Annotated in this window: 13 protein-coding genes, 1 tRNA gene and 1 pseudogene; 5 read left to right on the top strand and 10 right to left on the bottom strand. The window is 40.8% G+C overall.

Translation table 11 applies throughout. The features are described from left to right. Positions 1 to 106 precede the first annotated feature (106 nt). Positions 107 to 553, bottom strand: coding sequence for a restriction endonuclease (locus tag ACEO2X_RS10945; RefSeq protein ID WP_371972030.1), 447 nt, complete (start codon positions 551 to 553; stop codon positions 107 to 109). A 65-nt stretch (positions 554 to 618) separates the two neighbouring features. On the opposite strand from ACEO2X_RS10945, the gene ACEO2X_RS10940 reads away from it, so the two are divergent. Next, a complete protein-coding gene (locus tag ACEO2X_RS10940) occupies positions 619 to 1041 on the top strand; it encodes a hypothetical protein (RefSeq protein ID WP_179988560.1) in 423 nt (140 codons plus the stop codon). 104 nt (positions 1042 to 1145) lie between these two features. Here ACEO2X_RS10940 and ACEO2X_RS10935 read toward each other — a convergent pair. Both ACEO2X_RS10935 and greB read right to left on the bottom strand, forming a co-directional pair. Beyond that, positions 1146 to 1235, bottom strand: a tRNA-Ser gene (locus ACEO2X_RS10935). A gap of 86 nt (positions 1236 to 1321) precedes the next feature. Beyond that, positions 1322 to 1820: pseudogene (gene greB / locus ACEO2X_RS10930) on the bottom strand (transcription elongation factor GreB). Positions 1821 to 2183: 363 nt separating this feature from the next. Here greB and ACEO2X_RS10925 point away from each other — a divergent pair. Further along, the gene (locus ACEO2X_RS10925) at positions 2184 to 3299 is read left to right on the top strand and encodes a transglycosylase SLT domain-containing protein (RefSeq protein WP_179991135.1); all 1116 of its coding nucleotides are present in this window, start codon (positions 2184 to 2186) and stop codon (positions 3297 to 3299) included. A gap of 163 nt (positions 3300 to 3462) precedes the next feature. Here the strand turns inward: ACEO2X_RS10925 and ACEO2X_RS10920 are convergent, their stop codons facing one another. Beyond that, positions 3463 to 3846, bottom strand: a complete 384-nt coding sequence (locus ACEO2X_RS10920) for an SCP2 sterol-binding domain-containing protein (RefSeq protein ID WP_004972111.1) — start codon at positions 3844 to 3846, stop codon at positions 3463 to 3465. 248 nt (positions 3847 to 4094) lie between these two features. Continuing rightward, positions 4095 to 5015 carry a tRNA 2-thiocytidine(32) synthetase TtcA gene (gene ttcA / locus ACEO2X_RS10915; protein WP_104853169.1) on the bottom strand — a complete coding sequence of 307 codons (921 nt, stop codon included), beginning with the start codon at positions 5013 to 5015 and terminating at the stop codon, positions 4095 to 4097. 555 nt (positions 5016 to 5570) lie between these two features. On the opposite strand from ttcA, the gene ACEO2X_RS10910 reads away from it, so the two are divergent. Together ACEO2X_RS10910 and htpX are read left to right on the top strand one after the other, a co-directional pair. Continuing rightward, a complete protein-coding gene (locus tag ACEO2X_RS10910) occupies positions 5571 to 6458 on the top strand; it encodes a lytic transglycosylase domain-containing protein (RefSeq protein ID WP_371972029.1) in 888 nt (295 codons plus the stop codon). 189 nt (positions 6459 to 6647) lie between these two features. Continuing rightward, the gene (gene htpX / locus ACEO2X_RS10905) at positions 6648 to 7553 is read left to right on the top strand and encodes a protease HtpX (RefSeq protein WP_004972117.1); all 906 of its coding nucleotides are present in this window, start codon (positions 6648 to 6650) and stop codon (positions 7551 to 7553) included. Between the two features lie 111 nt (positions 7554 to 7664). Here htpX and ACEO2X_RS10900 read toward each other — a convergent pair whose 3' ends face one another. The 3 genes from ACEO2X_RS10900 to ACEO2X_RS10890 all read right to left on the bottom strand — a co-directional run bounded on the left by ACEO2X_RS10900 (position 7665) and on the right by ACEO2X_RS10890 (position 13005). Beyond that, complete coding sequence (locus ACEO2X_RS10900; protein ID WP_004972119.1) at positions 7665 to 8255, bottom strand: DUF4112 domain-containing protein; 591 nt, start codon at positions 8253 to 8255, stop codon at positions 7665 to 7667. A 145-nt stretch (positions 8256 to 8400) separates the two neighbouring features. Continuing rightward, positions 8401 to 9735: a magnesium transporter gene (gene mgtE / locus ACEO2X_RS10895; protein ID WP_075175071.1), complete on the bottom strand. Its 1335-nt coding sequence runs from the start codon at positions 9733 to 9735 to the stop codon at positions 8401 to 8403. A gap of 165 nt (positions 9736 to 9900) precedes the next feature. After that, positions 9901 to 13005: a multidrug efflux RND transporter permease subunit gene (locus ACEO2X_RS10890; protein WP_371972028.1), complete on the bottom strand. Its 3105-nt coding sequence runs from the start codon at positions 13003 to 13005 to the stop codon at positions 9901 to 9903. Between the two features lie 281 nt (positions 13006 to 13286). Between ACEO2X_RS10890 and ACEO2X_RS10885 the strand changes: the two genes are divergently transcribed. Beyond that, positions 13287 to 14465, top strand: a complete 1179-nt coding sequence (locus ACEO2X_RS10885; protein ID WP_180186552.1) for a hypothetical protein — start codon at positions 13287 to 13289, stop codon at positions 14463 to 14465. Positions 14466 to 14503: 38 nt separating this feature from the next. Here the strand turns inward: ACEO2X_RS10885 and ACEO2X_RS10880 are convergent, their stop codons facing one another. Together ACEO2X_RS10880 and ACEO2X_RS10875 are read right to left on the bottom strand one after the other, a co-directional pair. Continuing rightward, positions 14504 to 15469, bottom strand: coding sequence for a helix-turn-helix transcriptional regulator (locus ACEO2X_RS10880; protein WP_371972027.1), 966 nt, complete (start codon positions 15467 to 15469; stop codon positions 14504 to 14506). Between the two features lie 478 nt (positions 15470 to 15947). After that, positions 15948 to 16677: YadA C-terminal domain-containing protein (locus tag ACEO2X_RS10875; protein WP_371972026.1), on the bottom strand; the 730-nt coding region annotated here is incomplete at its 5' end.

Genomic DNA, 16677 nt, shown 5'->3' with positions numbered 1-16677 from the left:
CAACAATACAAAAAATTTCTGTAAAATCGTACATGGTAGTTAGAGCCTTTGGGTTGTGTCGTAACTTTCTAAATGGCTCTAACTACCTTTTTTTCAAGGGCTTTTCTTATCCGTAATTCGGGTTAATGTAAGCACCAATTTCATATAACGCTACTTGAGAAAAATTGTTACGTGGGACTCCATTAGGTGTTAGCCATGTTACAGGACGACGATTTAAATAAGCATCTTCGTCTTCAGAATTAGCTCTCTCATAATCTCCACTAATAATACCAATATAGACCAATCTATCCGATTTGCATGGGTATACCACATAATCTCCTGTTTTTACCACATGCATAAATCTGTAAATTGTGGCTACCTGAGTTCGGATAGAAGGCATTGAAGAATCAGGTTGCTTTGCTTGCAAAGCAAATTTAAAGGCTTCCCTATCAGCATCAATCTGACTTAAATCACCTAACTCTGACCAGCCAATTCCAATGTAATTTTTTTCAACTGGCTCAGTTCCAACATGTACGCCCATGTGTACACCCCAAACAGTCGGAGTATCAGACATTTATTAACCTTAAATACTTGTAATTTATGCCGTTCAGCATATCTTAAATAAGGATTAATTTGAATATGAGTATTATTGTGGGTATCGTTTCTGAGTTTAAAAAATTTGATGCTGATCTTAAAAATCCGAACTGGTCAGTATCTTCAATTAGCTCTAATAATGAGCTAATTGTTAGTTTATGGGGTCATAAACCTTTATTATCTAAACATCCAACTGAAAGAAAACAGGTTTATCGTGACCGTATTGATAGATGGTCTGGTAATGGACGTAATGAATTTAAGAAAAACCTTGATCTAGCATTAGAAGAAAAATTAAAAATTAGACCTATTATAGCTATGCTCGATAAAAGCTCGGATTTTCAAAATATTTTAGATGGCAAAGATGGCAGCCAATACCCTAAAAGATTTAATGCAAAAACCAATTGGATCGGTGAATTAACTATTTGGGATGGTATCCAATTTGAGATTGTATTTAGTCTTGAACAATAATTTAAACTCAAACCAAGTTTTTATTATGCTTACTACAGGCTTACCTTGCATAAACCCCAAATACAACAAAGCCCTGAGTATGTCAGGGCTAAGTCATTGATATTTGGCGGAAGCGGTGAGATTCGAACTCACGGAGGACTCACACCCTCGTCGGTTTTCAAGACCGGTGCATTAAACCGCTCTGCCACGCTTCCAATGGCGGCTATCATATAAAGAAAAATTCAGCTTGGCAAATATTTTCTAAAAATTATGATCCAAATGTTCAAAATAAAATCAAAAATCAGTCATTTTCTGCAATTTCAGGCTTTTCATAGCGTATCGAATTAATAAACCAGCTCTTTTTGCCTAACGGCGTCTGCACTTCCACCTCATCATCTACCTGTTTAGACAACAAAGCTCTAGCCATAGGTGAATCAATCGAAATATGTTGTGGATGATGATCATAAATTTCATCCACGCCCACAATTCTCAAGGTCTTTTGCTCGCCTTGTTCATTTTCAATTTCGACCCATGCGCCAAAATATACTTTACCCTCTTGTTCTGGTGCAAAATCGACAATACGCAGCTCTTCTAAACGCTTGCCCAAATAACGTACCCGACGGTCAATTTTACGCAAAAGCTGTTTGTTATTTTTGGATATCTGCGTTTTCAGAGCGATCGCCGAGACTTGCCGCCCAGTTTACTTTTTTGGTGATTTCAGGGCGTTCTTCATGCCACAAATGCTGTAACTCTGCCACGAGTTTATCGTGTCCAGAACGTGTAATTAAGTTAGATTTCATGGTGTTTTTGCAGCCGGTTTTTTACATTTGGTTAACATCAATCCTATATTTTATTGCATTTTTATACACAATAAAAATTTATAAAATTTATTTCTCAATGAAATGAATATCTTATGTTACATTTTTCAAAAAATTTATGTACAAAATTTGACATCCAAAATTTTCATCTTTATTATTCGCACATCTTTTAGTTTTGATCACTTTTTAACCTGTGTATAAATTTTACACATTTTCCCTTTAATCCCAAGTCATTTTGAATGACGTCATGACTGCCCAACCCTTATTGAATTTATCAAACTTGAAAAAGTTTAAGGTGTGTTGCCTTTGCTTTTTAGGGCATAAATTACTTGTAGCGGAGCCAACATGCACAGTAGTTCAACGTCTGGGTCTAGGCTTAGCCTTCACTCATTTTTTAATCGCCTCCCATTCAAAGTCCTCGCTTTCAGTACTGTTCTTCTCCCATTCCACAGTATTAACGCAGGCAAAGCCGTTCATCAATTTGACAGCGTCGTCAATCAGAACAAATTGACCGTTGTGTCTGTGGAAAATCCAACCACAGTGTTTAAAGATGGACAACATTTACATGGCTTTGGTTATGACCTTGTGCGTAACTATGCCGACAGCATGAATGTGAAACTCGAATTTAAAACGGTAAGCGACAATGCGACCGCTTTAAAATGGGTGTCTTCTGGTAAAGCGAACTTTGCCATGACCACGTCGAGTATCCAAAGCATCGAAAAGCAGCAACTCACGGCATTTTCTGCCAGTTGTGGCGATTTAAATACTTTAAAGCGTAATGGTTTAAATAGTGAGCTGAACTGGGTGTTTAAACACGCAGATGATCCTCTTAGCCAAACCGCAAACAACTTTGTTTGTCGTGGCAAGCAAAACGGCTCAATTACCCAATTGGCTTCATTTTATAATCGTAATGTGGTCAAACAAGAATCGTGGGATGTGATCCAGCGGGATTTGCGTAATCGTTTACCTTTATATAAGGCCAACTTTAAAAAGACTGCCACGCAGTACGATTTAGACTGGCATCTTTTGGCGGCAATTGGTTATCAGGAATCTTACCTCAAACCCAACTCGGTTTCGCCAACAGGTGTGCGCGGTATTATGATGCTGACCAATAATACAGCCAAAGCGATGGGCGTAAGCAACCGTACCGATCCTGCACAAAGTATTCAGGGTGGTGCTAAGTATTATGACCAAATGCTGAGCCGTTATGAGCATATTCCATTTCCTGATCGTAACTGGTATGCCCTAGTCGCTTATAACATGGGTCCTGGTGCAGTCAGTCAAATTCAGAAGCGTATTCGCTCACAAGGCAAAAACCCGAACAATTGGGTTAACCTATATGCGTATTTAGACCGTAACAAAGCGAGCAATGGTCGTTATCGTCAAGCAGTGCAATATGTGACTCGTATTCGCGCCTACCTTGAGCATATTAAGACCACACCGCAATTGGTGAATATCTAAAATTTACCTCGCGTGATTGAGTTGCAGTGTATATCAGCTGCAATTCAAACATGAATAATGCGCTGTTAAAGCTGCAGTGCATAAAAAAGCCTAGTTGATACTTCAGCTAGGCTTTTTTGTACTATAGCGGGAAATTCGCCTGCTACAGCGTAAATCGCTTGAATTAAGCAGATTGCTCAAGAATCTTCTTAAATAAGTCTTTTTGTTCTTGGCTTGGTTTTGCAGTTTGTAATGCCATTAATTGTGACATATCGCCCTGTACTTTGATTTTACCTGTCATAAAGGCTTGCATAGCAGCCGCCATGTCAAACTCTAGGAATACTTTACGTAAAGTTTCCGCATCCATATTTAATGTTGTTTTGGCGTTGTCCGCCAAACCTTTTTGGATTTTACCGCCATCTAAAGACAATTCTGTGTTGCCTGCAGCATCAGTCACCACTAAGTTAATTGCCAGATTTGCAAGTGCTGGAGGTAGGTTTAAATCACCAGCTTGAGCCGTTAGATTTTCTACAGTTGCAAACCAATCATCAGTTAAAAAAGCAGGCATGATTTTTCCTCAATATATTTGTGCATGTGTGTTGTCTATCCAGACACCATCATTATTAAGCTGTTTTGCTTGCTGATTGTTATAGCATGAACCTTTCGTGAAAGGCTAAGAAATTTTGTACGGGACGTTCAGTTTTTGTATTTTTAGTCGAAATGACGACTTTCTCAAATAAATCAAATTCATAAAAAAACACCAAGCTCTGGCTTGGTGTTGATTACATTTTAAAGGGATTGACAGGCTGTTATCGCTTAGTCTGCAGCGTAGCCTAAATTGACCATATTGATGCGTTTGTTTTGCTCTGCTGCGTTTTGTTCGGCCTGATCGGCAAAATCAAATACGCGCTGGCTGTCTAACGCTTCAAAGTCGAATAATTCACGATCTGCCAACTGCGATGGCGATACATTCTGTAATGCGCCAAAAATACTGTGCAAACGCTTAGGATGTGCTTTATCCCACTCACGTAACATGTCGTTAATAATGGCACGCTGTAAGTTTTCCTGTGAACCACACAAGTTACACGGAATAATTGGGAATTTACGCATTTCTGCATATTTAATGATGTCTTTTTCTTCCACATAAGCCAGTGGACGAATCAGCATATTTTTCTTGTCTGATGACAACAACTTCGGTGGCATGGCTTTTAAGCTACCGCCATGGAACAAGTTTAAGAAAAAAGTCGCCAAAATATCATCACGGTGATGCCCAAGCGCCACTTTGGTTGCCCCTATTTCCTGCGCAAAGCCATACAAAGAACCACGACGCAAACGCGAACACACTGCACAGTAAGTTTTACCTTCAGGCGTTAAACGCTTGGTGATGCTATAGGTGTCTTTTTCTAAAATGTAATATGGGATGTTATTTTCTTCTAAATAACGCGGCAATACATCTTCAGGGAAGCCCGGTTGCTTTTGGTCTAAGTTCACAGCCACCACATCAAAATTGATGGGTGCGATGCGCTTGAACTGCAACATAATGTCCAGCAAGGTATAACTGTCTTTACCACCAGAAATACACACCATGACTTTATCGCCATCTTCAATCATGTTGAAGTCACGAATCGCATGCCCGACTTGGCGACGCAGCTTTTTCAACAAACGATAATACGCAGAGCTGGTTGGAAGTTCTGGTTTGAAATTAAAGCCTTGATCGGACTCAACTGGTGAGAACATAGACGCGATTAACCCATGAAAAAAATTACCGCGCAATTTTAGCCGATTCAGACCAATCCCGCATCAAAAGAATGTAATTTCATCGCAATCTTCCTTTTCGTCAGAGAACTTAATTTCTGACTGCGCGTTCATTTCTGTTTGCACACTTTATTTTTGTCTGCGCAGATCGTTTTTTCTGCGGCAAGCTTGAACCCTCAGGTTCACTTTTTCGCCAAGATGCTTATCTTTTGGACTTTTCCACAGTTTTCCACAAAAGCTGTGGATAACTTTGTGGATTTAAAACAACTTGACAACGCCTCTTGCCGTTATTCTAAGGCTTCTCTTTAAATTGATCACTTTTTGATCTATTTTATTTTAATTCAAAATCATACACTTAAGTGTGTCAAGCTGATCCAATTAAAAAAAATAAATATTTTTTTTGATTACTCTGTCAGCAATTAAGCTTGATTTTTTTCGACACTACTGTAAATGAATTTGTACAAAGCCTTTTCATCTGTGAGATTTTTGTTAAACTCTTCATAACTGTTTGGGGACAGCTTTTAGTGTATTCACAGCATGAACAATAAAATTAATGCCTTTTTACTGTATATTTTGGGGACTGCCAGCATCATGCCTTTGGCAACGACAACGCACGCAGGTCAAATTTATATGTATAAGGACAGCAATGGCAGTACCTTGCTGACCAACCGTAAAAGTGCAGATCGTTCGCTGACAAAAGTAAAAGTCACATATTATCCAGACAGCAATATTCACAGTTATCGCAACTGGGGCAATTCCGAAGCATCGGTATTGCCAAGTTATAGCCGCAATAAAAATGCCTTTGACCATATTATTCAGCAGGCAGCACAGCAACACGGTGTTTCAGAAGGTCTAATTAAAGCGGTAATGCATACTGAATCGGGGTTTAATGTCAACGCCCGCTCGCCTGTCGGTGCGCAAGGTTTAATGCAGCTCATGCCTGCGACAGCACGACGTTTTAATGTTAGCAATGCTTATGACCCGCATGAAAACATTATGGCGGGTGCAAAATACTTGGCTTGGTTACTCAAACGCTTTAATGGCAACACCACTTTAGCTTTGGCGGGCTATAACGCAGGCGAAGGCAATGTTGCAAAATACGGCGGTGTACCGCCTTTTCGTGAAACACAGGATTATGTACGTCGTGTGACCAGTCGCTATAGCAACCTATATGCTAGCGGCGTTAGTGCAAGTTCTGGCAGTAACGCGATTACGGCAAATAACAATAGCAATACTCAGAGTCAAAATGCACAAGTGATTGCGCAGTCAGAGAGTTACACTGCCAGTAATCATCAAGTGGCGGCAAACAAACGTCCACAACGTCAAATTATTATGGCTGCCGATGGTCGCTTTACCGATGCACCTGCAGGTTCATACGCGACAGGGAATGCCACGGCTTCGGCACGTATTTTTATTTCAGAATAAAAGCTGCAGCACTTCATTTGAGCTTGCGGCAACGCAAGCCTTTTTGAAATGCCAATTGCAGTATCAGCGCAAAATATTTTTAGTACAGTTTTATTATTTTTTCTTGAATTTTTAATACATACACCGCATATTTACGGCATGGTTTATTAATAAATCAGATTACATTTTTAATATAAGAGGATTTACTCAATGATGCGGATTGGTTTGTTCTTGCTAACCAACCTCGCGGTACTGGTTGTAGCTGGCATAATTTTGTCACTCTTCGGTGTCGGTAGTTACCATGGCGCGGGTGGCTTAAACCTAGGCAACCTGTTGGTCATCTGTTTTGTCTTTGGTATGGTTGGCTCTTTAATTTCACTATTCATGTCTAAATGGATGGCGAAAAAAACAACTGGGACTGAATTAATTGACCCGAATGCCCCTCGTAACCAAGCTGAAGCGTGGTTATTAAATGAAGTTGCGCAATTGTCGCAACGTGCTGGTATCAAAATGCCAGAAGTGGGTATTTTCCCTTCTTACCAATCGAATGCTTTTGCAACAGGTTGGAATAAAAACGATGCTTTAGTGGCTGTATCTACAGGGCTGCTTGAGCGTATGAACAAAGATGAATTACGAGCAGTTTTGGCACACGAAATTGGCCACGTTGCCAATGGTGACATGGTGACCTTGGCACTGATTCAAGGTGTGGTCAACGCATTCGTCATGTTCTTTGCCCGTGTTGCAGGTGACTTCATTGACCGTAACGTATTTGGTCGTGAAGATGGCGAAGCACCAGGCTTGGCTTATTTTGCAATTACCATTGTACTGGATATCGTATTTGGTATTTTGGCCTCTTCAATCGTGATGTGGTTCTCGCGTCAACGTGAATACCGTGCCGATGAAGCAGGTGCACGTTTGGCAGGTAAACAAGCCATGATTTCTGCATTATTACGCTTACAAGCAGAATCTGAAATGCCTGATGCAATGCCAAAAGAAATGAAAGCTTTTGCGATTTCTGCAGGTAAAGAAGAAGGTTTTAGCTTGGCAGCGTTATTCCAAACTCACCCAAGCATTGAACAACGTGTTGCAGCTTTACAGCAATTAAATTTACCTTAATACTGCTAGCAAGATATTGTAACAGCGACACCAAAAAGCTTCCTCAGGGAAGCTTTTTTCATGTCTGTAAATTAGATCTGCCAGATGGTTTTGTACTTTAAACAGGTTCATTTAAACAGCAAAACTTTGTGACCAGTGCCACAACCAACTTGCACCGAGCCATGCTGCCCAAATAAAGAAAATAAGAAAAATCACACCAAGCAAATCAGGCAAATGTAGCCACAGCCATGCCACTACAGGATTACGCCAAAATGCTGACTGCTGCTGTTTACGTTCCAATCGCTCATGTAAAAAAGGATGTACCACATGATGCTCACTGTGAATCTGATATTCTTCACGGATATGCGTATGCACTACATCTAAAGCTTTACGGCTTGGACGAATAAATACATCAAATACTGTGCCGACAATTGGCACAAAACCAACTACTGCATCCATCACAGCAAGTTTAATCACGGGAGTGAGTTTGGTTTGTGGTACACCAATTTGTTTGGCTTTATAAATCGCATAACAGGTCAGTGCAAAACCTGCGACATCCCCCGCGACAGGTACAGTGCCTAATGCGGCATCTGCTCCCACGCCCTGCTTGGTAAATGGAATACGCACCACAGAATCCATCATATTGGCAAACTTGGCTAAATCGCGCTCTAAGCGAATCACCTCTTGCTGGCTAAGTTTTTTTGAAGATGCAGGTTCTGGCATAGAAAACGTATCGTTGGGTAAATGCAATCTACTTGAGAATAAAGCAGTTTTTTACTCAGGTCTGTTATGATTTTATAAACAGAATTTTGATCAATGCAAAAAGTTTAAGATGAGGTCTTGAATAAGTCATCATCACCGACAGTGTTTAAAGTAACAACTGTGAAGCAATAAATAAGTACACCACCACGCCCGTTGCATCACAAATCGAGGTTACCAAAGGCGCAGAGGCACTGGCAGGGTCTAGTTTCAGGCGATGCAAAATAAAAGGCAAACTCATGCCAATTAAACAGCCCATCAGCACAATGCCCAGCATACTCAGTGCCAATACCACAGACACCATCATATCGCCACGGTAATAGCCTAAAATTGAAACCGCAAAAGCCATAGTTCCACCCAAACATAGCGCCACCAAACTTTCACGTCCGAGTAAATGCAGCCAATCTTTAAATTGCACATCACCTGTAGCCAGTGCCCGTACCATTAAGGTCGCAGACTGAGAACCCGCATTACCACCACTACCGACCAAAAGCGGCAAGAAAAAAACCAGTACAATATGTGCTGCAATAATGTCTTCATAATGCGCAATGCCAATTCCAGACAATAAACTGCCAAATACCAAAATCACCAACCAAAACACACGTTTGCGATATAAAAATAAAATTGGCGCAGTTTTTATACTCATGCCAGGTGAAGACGCTACCGCACTGGATTTTAAAAAGTCTTCTGTAGTTTCTGCCTGTACCACGTCCATCGCATCATCATAGGTGACAATCCCCAGTAAATGCTGTGCATCATCTACAATCGGTAAGGCCAAAAAATCATAATGGCTGAGTTTTTGCGCGATACTTTCCTGATCTTCAGTCACCAAACCTGTGACCAAATCGGTGCACATCACATTTTTAATTTTTTGTTCAGGCGGGTTTTGAATAATTTCCCTTAAAGAAATAACCCCCAATAGTTTCATTAGTTCATCGACAATATAAATCAGGTACAAAGTTTCCCGATCTGTGGTCATTCTGCGCAATTCATCTATAGCTTGCTGCATGTTCAGTTCTGGCGAGAGCACCACGAAATCCGAACTCATAATCGCGCCCGCAGATTCTTCAGGATAGCGCGCTAAAGTCTGAATCTGTGCGCGTTTTTCTTCCGTAATGTGTAAGCTGACAAAACGCTGTAAATGCGGAGAAAGTAACTTAAATAAGTCGGTGCGGTCATCTGAATGCATGGCTGAAATCAGTTTGACCAATTGCTGCGGTGCAATCGCTTCGGCAATTTGAAGTTGTGAATGCAGTGGTAAAAATTCCATCACCAAGGCAGCACTGTCAATTTGTTCAATTAAACTCAGCTGTGCTTTCAGGCTTAAATACTGCATCAAGTCGGCTAAATCGGCAGGATTGATACTGTCGATCAGGCTGTGTACTGTGCTTGGCTGATGCAATTGTAAGGCTTGTTCTAACTGTTCAGCGTGCAGATTGGTCATTGCTCTCACCCACTCCATCATTCCAAAAACGTAAAATGAAGAATGGGCGCAGTGTCTCGGCCCAAACCAACCCTTAAAAAACCGAAAATCTGTAGATTTATGCAAGATTTTTAGCGTTTCATATCATAGCCTATAATCTTGCTAAGTGCCTAATAAAAAACATCTTTAGTTTATGGGTGATGAACGATTCACTTGAAATATAGAACGAATCAGCACGTACATAAATGGAATAAAAACGAGCACTAAAATTGTGCCAAAAATTACCCCACCCAAAACACTCACCCCAATTTCCTGACGACTTGCTGCACCTGCACCATACGCAAATACCAACGGTAAAATACCTGCACCAAATGCCAATGAGGTCATTAAGATTGGTCTAAGCCGCAAACTCGCACCTTCCAAAGCGGCTTGGATGACTTGTTTGCCTTGTTGCTGCGCAGCCGAAGCAAATTCCACAATTAAGATGGCATTTTTACATGACAAACCAATGGTGATAAGCAAGGCAATTTGGAAATAAATATCGTTCGGGAAACCTGCCAAATAGCTGAAAATAATATTTCCACCAATCCCTAAAGGAATGGCGCTCATCACGGCTGTTGGAATACTCCAACTTTCATACAAGGCCGCAAGGCACAAGAAAATAAACCCGATGGAAACCAAATACAGTAACAAAGCCTGATTGCTAGACTGATTTTCTTCAAAAGACAACCCACTCCATGCCAAGTCAATGCCCTGCTGCTGTGCCACCATCTGTTCTAAATCACGCATCGCCTGCCCTGAGCTATATCCTTCGGCAGTATCGGCTTCCATTTGCACGGCGCTATACCCCATAAAACGATTGACGACTTCTGGCCCACCGCTCCAACTGAGTTGAGCAAACTGGCTAAAAGGCACCATTTGATTTTGCTGACTGCGTACCGACCATTGATTCAAATCTTCAGGTTTGCTACGAAACTCGGCATCACCCTGCATAATCACACGTTTAATTCGCCCCCGGTCAATAAAGTCGTTGATATAACTGCCACCCCACGCCGCCGCTAAGGTACTGTTAATCGCCGTTTGATTTAACCCTGCTGCCATCGCCTGTTTCTGATCAATCGTAACGTTTAACTCCGCTTTTTCAGGATTGGCACGTTGATCTAAATTCTTAAAGCTTTGATATTGAGTGGCTTGCTGCTGCAAATTTTGAAATTGCTGGGTTAAAAAATCGCGTCCTGTACCATTCACATCGCGCATCCAGAACTCTAAGCCATCGGTTTGCCCCAAACCACGAACTGCTGCGGGCATGCCAATGGTAATTTGTGCATTGGGATGCTGTCGAAAATGCTGCATGGCACGTTCACGAATAGCTTGTGCGGTATGCTGTTGCCCTTGACGCTCATCCCAATGTTTTAGCGCAATAAAACCCTGCCCTAAATTCTGCCCTGTTCCCGAAAAATTACGTCCATAACGAATCATCACCAAATCAACATTGTGGGCTTCATGCTGCATAAAGTATTCACGTATGCTTTCGCCCACTTCACGACTTTTAGACAACGGCGCACCTTCCTGTAATTTAAATTGCACCGACAACATGCCCTGATCTTCATTCGGGATAAAACTGGTAGGTAAGGCACGGTAAAACAAGGCAAACACCGTCAGTAAACCTGCAAAAATAACCAGACACACCGCTTTATGCTGAATCGTCCAGCCTGATAATTTGAGATAGTGTTGTTTTAAGCGTTCCAGTTTTTGATTAAACCAGATGGCCCATTGGGCTGGTTGTGGATTGGGTTTTAAAATCAAGGCACACAAGGCAGGCGTTAAAATTAAGGCCACACCTAAAGACAGCACCATCGCAGTGACTAAGGTGATGGAAAACTGGCGATAAATCACCCCAGTCGAACCACCAAAAAATGCCATAGGAATAAATACTGCGGTCAAAACTAAGGTAATGCCGACCAAAGCACCGCTAATTTCCTGCATTGATGCGATGGATGCCTGTTTAGCCGAGAGCTGCTGTTCGTGCATTAAACGCTCGACGTTTTCGACCACGACAATCGCATCATCCACCAACAAACCAATCGCTAAAACCAAAGCAAATAAGGTCAGCGTGTTAATACTTAGGCCAAAGAGTTGCAACACGGCCATGGTGCCTAAAATCACCACAGGCACGGTTACGGTAGGAATGAGCGTCGCGCGCCAGTTTTGTAAAAACAAGAACATCACGATGACAACTAAAATCACCGCTTCAATTAAAGTTTTCACCACTTCTTTAATCGATTCCTGCACGAAAGGCGTGTTATCTCGTGGATAGACAATTTTGTAACCTTCGGGCAATTGTTGTTTTAAATGCTCAATTTGTTTTTGAATTAAGGCTGAAGTTTGTAACGCATTGGCACCAGACGATAATGAAATCCCCATCCCTGCCGATGGAAAACCATTAATGGTATTAAAGCTTTGATAATTTTCTGCACCAAGTTCAATACGTGCCACATCTTTTAAATAAACAAAGCCACCTGCCTGATCTGCTTTTAAAATAATATTTTCAAATTCTTCTACCGTTTTTAAGCGTGAACCTGAGGTGACTTTGGCATTGAGATATTGTTCTTGTGCTGTGGGTAATTCACCAATTGCGCCTGCTGCGACTTGGGTATTTTGTGCCAATACTGCAGCACGTACATCACTTGGCATGAGTGCGTATTGTTTTAACTTTAACGGATTCAGCCAAATCCGCATTGCATATTGTGCACCAAAAACATCGACCTCACCCACACCTTCAATGCGTGCCAACTCTTGCTCTAAATGACTCATCATATAGTCAGACAAGGCAATATTGCTGCTTTTGCCTGTGGCATCGTACAGCCCAATGACCATGTGGGTATCACCCAATGATTTAAAGACATTTACCCCCTGACGCTGCACATCTTCGGGTAAGCGATTAATTGCGCCATTAATCGCATTTTGTACCTGGACTTGTGCGGTATCGGGGTCGGTACCATTTTCAAAGCTAATGCTGATTCGACTTCGTCCTGAAGAATCACTGCTAGAACTAAAATACAGTAAGTGATCTAAGCCTTTAATTTGCTGTTCCAAAACCTGTGTGACGCTTTCTTCAACAGTTTCTGCCGAAGCTCCTGTATACGTTGCGCTGACGGTGATACGAGGTGGTGCAATGTCTGGGTAGCGTTCTACAGGTAAATTTAATACTGAAAAAATCCCGAGTGCCATCACCACAATGGCGAGCACACCTGCAAAAATAGGACGTTCAATAAAAAATTTAGACAGCATAAAACTGGATCACTTATAGATGACAATATTGATATTTATATGAAATGAATCAAGTGGATGAAGATCATCAAAAAAACTTGAAACCGTGTTTCAAATTAACACAGCAAAATAGAACTTGGATGACTGCACATCAAAAAATCTAGTTTTGTCACAAAAATGTTGATTGGTCTTCATTTTTTCTCACAGATTTTTGTGTTTACCCTCCCAATTTTGGGATAGCACCAAAACTCATCTAATTTCTATACTGCAGACATGACAATTTGAATAACAAGGAATTCGTGATGAAAAAAACTTTATTATGCTTAACTTTAGCAGGCTTACTGAGTGCATGTGGCGGTTCAGACAATGATTCTGATAGCAATCCGAATCCACCGCCATCAAATCAAACCACTGAGAATTACGGTACTTTTTTAAATAGTTCTGTCGATAATGTAAGCTATGAAACCAGTTCTGGTATAAGTGGCACACTTACAGAAGAGAATAAAACTTTTAAATACCAATCTGGAGATAAAGTTCAATTCAGTATTAGTGGTGTACAAATTGGTGGACTAGTTACAGCTCAGGATAATATTTCTCCTGCAGATTTATTCACAGATGAAACTGCCCAAAAGAATCTACTCAGCTTTATTGATGCTTTAGATTCAGATCCTAATACTAATGGAGTGCAAATTAGTGATGAAATACTTGAGAAGTTAAAAAATATTCCTAGCATTACTTTCGATCAACCCTTTGAGAATTTCTCTACTCAAATTTCAGAAACTAACCTCTTAAATGATCAAGTCTTAGTAAGCCCTGATGAAATCGTTATTAAACAACAACAAGTTTTTTATAAAGATATCGCAGGCACATGGCAATTGCATGAAAATAATAGTGTAGTAGTGATACACATATTAACGAATGGTAATTATATACTCGGACAAGCTTCTCCAAAAGATGCTGAAAGTCAAGCAGGGATTGAATTAGGCTCGCTTCTATGGAACCCTTTAAACAACAGCTTTGAGCCAACTATTACTCACGATACAAATGGTACAGCAGGTCTGTCTCATGCTAGTGATGGTAAACCCTACACTCTAAGCTCGGATGGCACTTATTTAATTCTGCATGAACCTGGTGCAAATAGTACATATAAACTGACACGTGTAAAACAATCATCTGGTTTAGTCGGCACTTGGAAGTTCTCAGAAACTCAACTCTTTGCTTTCTTTGACAATAATTACTACTTCTTCCTAGATGGAGAAGGTGGTGACGATTGCGGTTGGGCTGGAATTGAATATGGTAAGTTATCCATTACAGCAAATACGCTTACACCAACAGAAGTCTTATATGACACCAATGAATGTGGTGGATTCCATGATAGCTTTGACAATTCCAAATCAATTGTAAACTATACGATTTCAGGCACAAGTCTGACCATAGGCACAGAAGGCGAACCCTCTGTTACCCTACAACGCAGTAACTAAAAACTCTTATAAGCTGTCTAAGCTAGACTTAGGCAGCTTTAACCAATATGCTCAAAATGAATGGTACAACCCATTAATAAATGCATGAGTTCAATTTGCGAGTTGCATTGGGTTTTTTCATAAATATTTTTAAAATAAGTGCGCACCGAACTGAGCGTAACTCCACAATGTTCCGCAATTTCTTCTAACTTACAACCATTCAACAACAACTCACACAGCTCAAACTCACGTTTAGACAATTGATAAGCTTGCTGCAAATAGGCTTTTGACAAGGCATAGTACTGATGCTTATCGTTCAGAAATACCGCAATTTGATGTTGTCCTGCATTTTGATGCTGCATATTTTTTAATTTAGAACAAGGTACGATAGTCAGCATTAATTGTTGTCCTTTCGCATCTGACAAAGACAATACACCGCCTACATCTGCGTTTAATGCCGACTGTCCCAACAACGCTGAATGTAATAATTGATCTAAACGACTTTGATCATAAGCATGGGTTTTTAATCGATTATACAAATCCAAATCTAAACATGAATCGTGTTCCAGCATGCTTTGAGCTAAAGGGTTTGAATAAGTCAAACTCAGCTGATGATCAAGCAAAATTACACCTGTTTTTAAATGATCGAGCACGCTATACAAACTTAAATTTTCTTGTTTAACCAAACTAAACTGACGATGGATTTGTAAAGCACGGCGCAAATGCACACCCAAATGCTTTAAAAAATCCAACTCTTTTTGTTGATACGGCGCTACATCTGGCGCACGGTGTAGCCCCAAAACCGCCCAGCGATGTGAATCCTGATCGAGCAAAACAGCCGAGATATAACTAATTCCCGTCGGATTTAAACACCGTTCATAAAAGATATATTCATCACTTTCAGGGTTTTCCCCATAATGCGATAAATCCGAGCTCGCTACTTGGCCCACACCTAAATTTTCCCACAATACTCGGTGTAACTGCATGTCCATCACACGAATCCGCTCATCACGATAGGCATGCAAAGCTTCATCTGGAATATTGTGACTAAATAAAAAATCGTAACTTGGACTAAATTGATCTAAGGCAGTAAAAATGGCGGTTTTACTATCTGTATATTGAACAATTTTTTTAATTACTTGCGGTCATAAACGCGTATCCATAGCGGCATCATAAATTAACCCAATGATCTGGTGTTATTGTTCTTTCATATCCCCCCCAGCTTAATCATTAAGCACTACCAATTTAATACAAAAGCTCATCATACTCTTAAGGTCTGTTGACATTTGCTGTAAAAAAAATAGCGAGATAGTAAAATTCAATCGCCAAACTAAATTCACTACTCGCCATGCCTCGTACAATGTTGAATGATCAACACTGGTCTAAGTTAAAAGCTATTGTCCGCAAATTTAATAGACTTCTTGCGAAAGTATAGTTTTATTGTACCGCATAAAAAAATCCCCGCAATTGCGGGGATTTTATTTCAACTATGTTAAAGGTAAATTATTTACCGCCAAACACATATGAAACACCTACACGACCACCAACTTCGTTACCGCCAGCGAAACCAAGAGCAGCACTTACAGAAGTACGACCGTCAGCAAATACGCTAGCAACACCTAGAGCACCAGCAGTTTCACCTTCATAGTGACCTACACCACCAAATACTGCAAATTGACCAGCACCAATGTTAGGAATTTGTTGTTGAGCAGCTAACGCGATAGCGATACCGCGGTAAGAAGTTTTCTCAACATCATCAACACGTGAGTTTAATTGGTTCACACGTGAATTTACATTAACCACTTGTGTATCTGTATAAGCATTTGCAGAAGCTAAAGTTGCGGTGTCAGCTGCTGCAAATTCTGAACGAATCGCTTGACGATCTGTTGCTGCTGCTGCTAAACCAGCTGCACGAGTTGCTGCTTCAGCATTAATGTTGTCTTGTAAAACTACATCTGCTGCTGCAAACTCAGTACGGATTGCTGCACGGTCAGTTGTTGCTGCATTGTCTGCGGCTTCACGAGTCGCTGCTTCTGCATCAATATTGTTTTGCAAAGTTGTGTCTGCTGCTGCAAACTCAGTACGAATTGCTGCACGGTCAGTTGTTGCTGCTGCTAAACCAGCTGCACGAGTTGCTGCTTCAGCATTAATGTTGTCTTGTAAAACTACATCTGCTGCTGCAAACTCAGTACGGATTGCTGCACGGTCAGTTGTTGCTGCATTGTCTGCGGCT

This window comes from Acinetobacter sp. AL9 (assembly GCF_041464035.1).
GTDB classification, from domain to species: Bacteria; Pseudomonadota; Gammaproteobacteria; order Pseudomonadales; family Moraxellaceae; genus Acinetobacter; species Acinetobacter towneri.
Note: the sequence above shows the minus strand (reverse complement) of the source record. Positions and strands in the feature narration are given on the sequence as shown.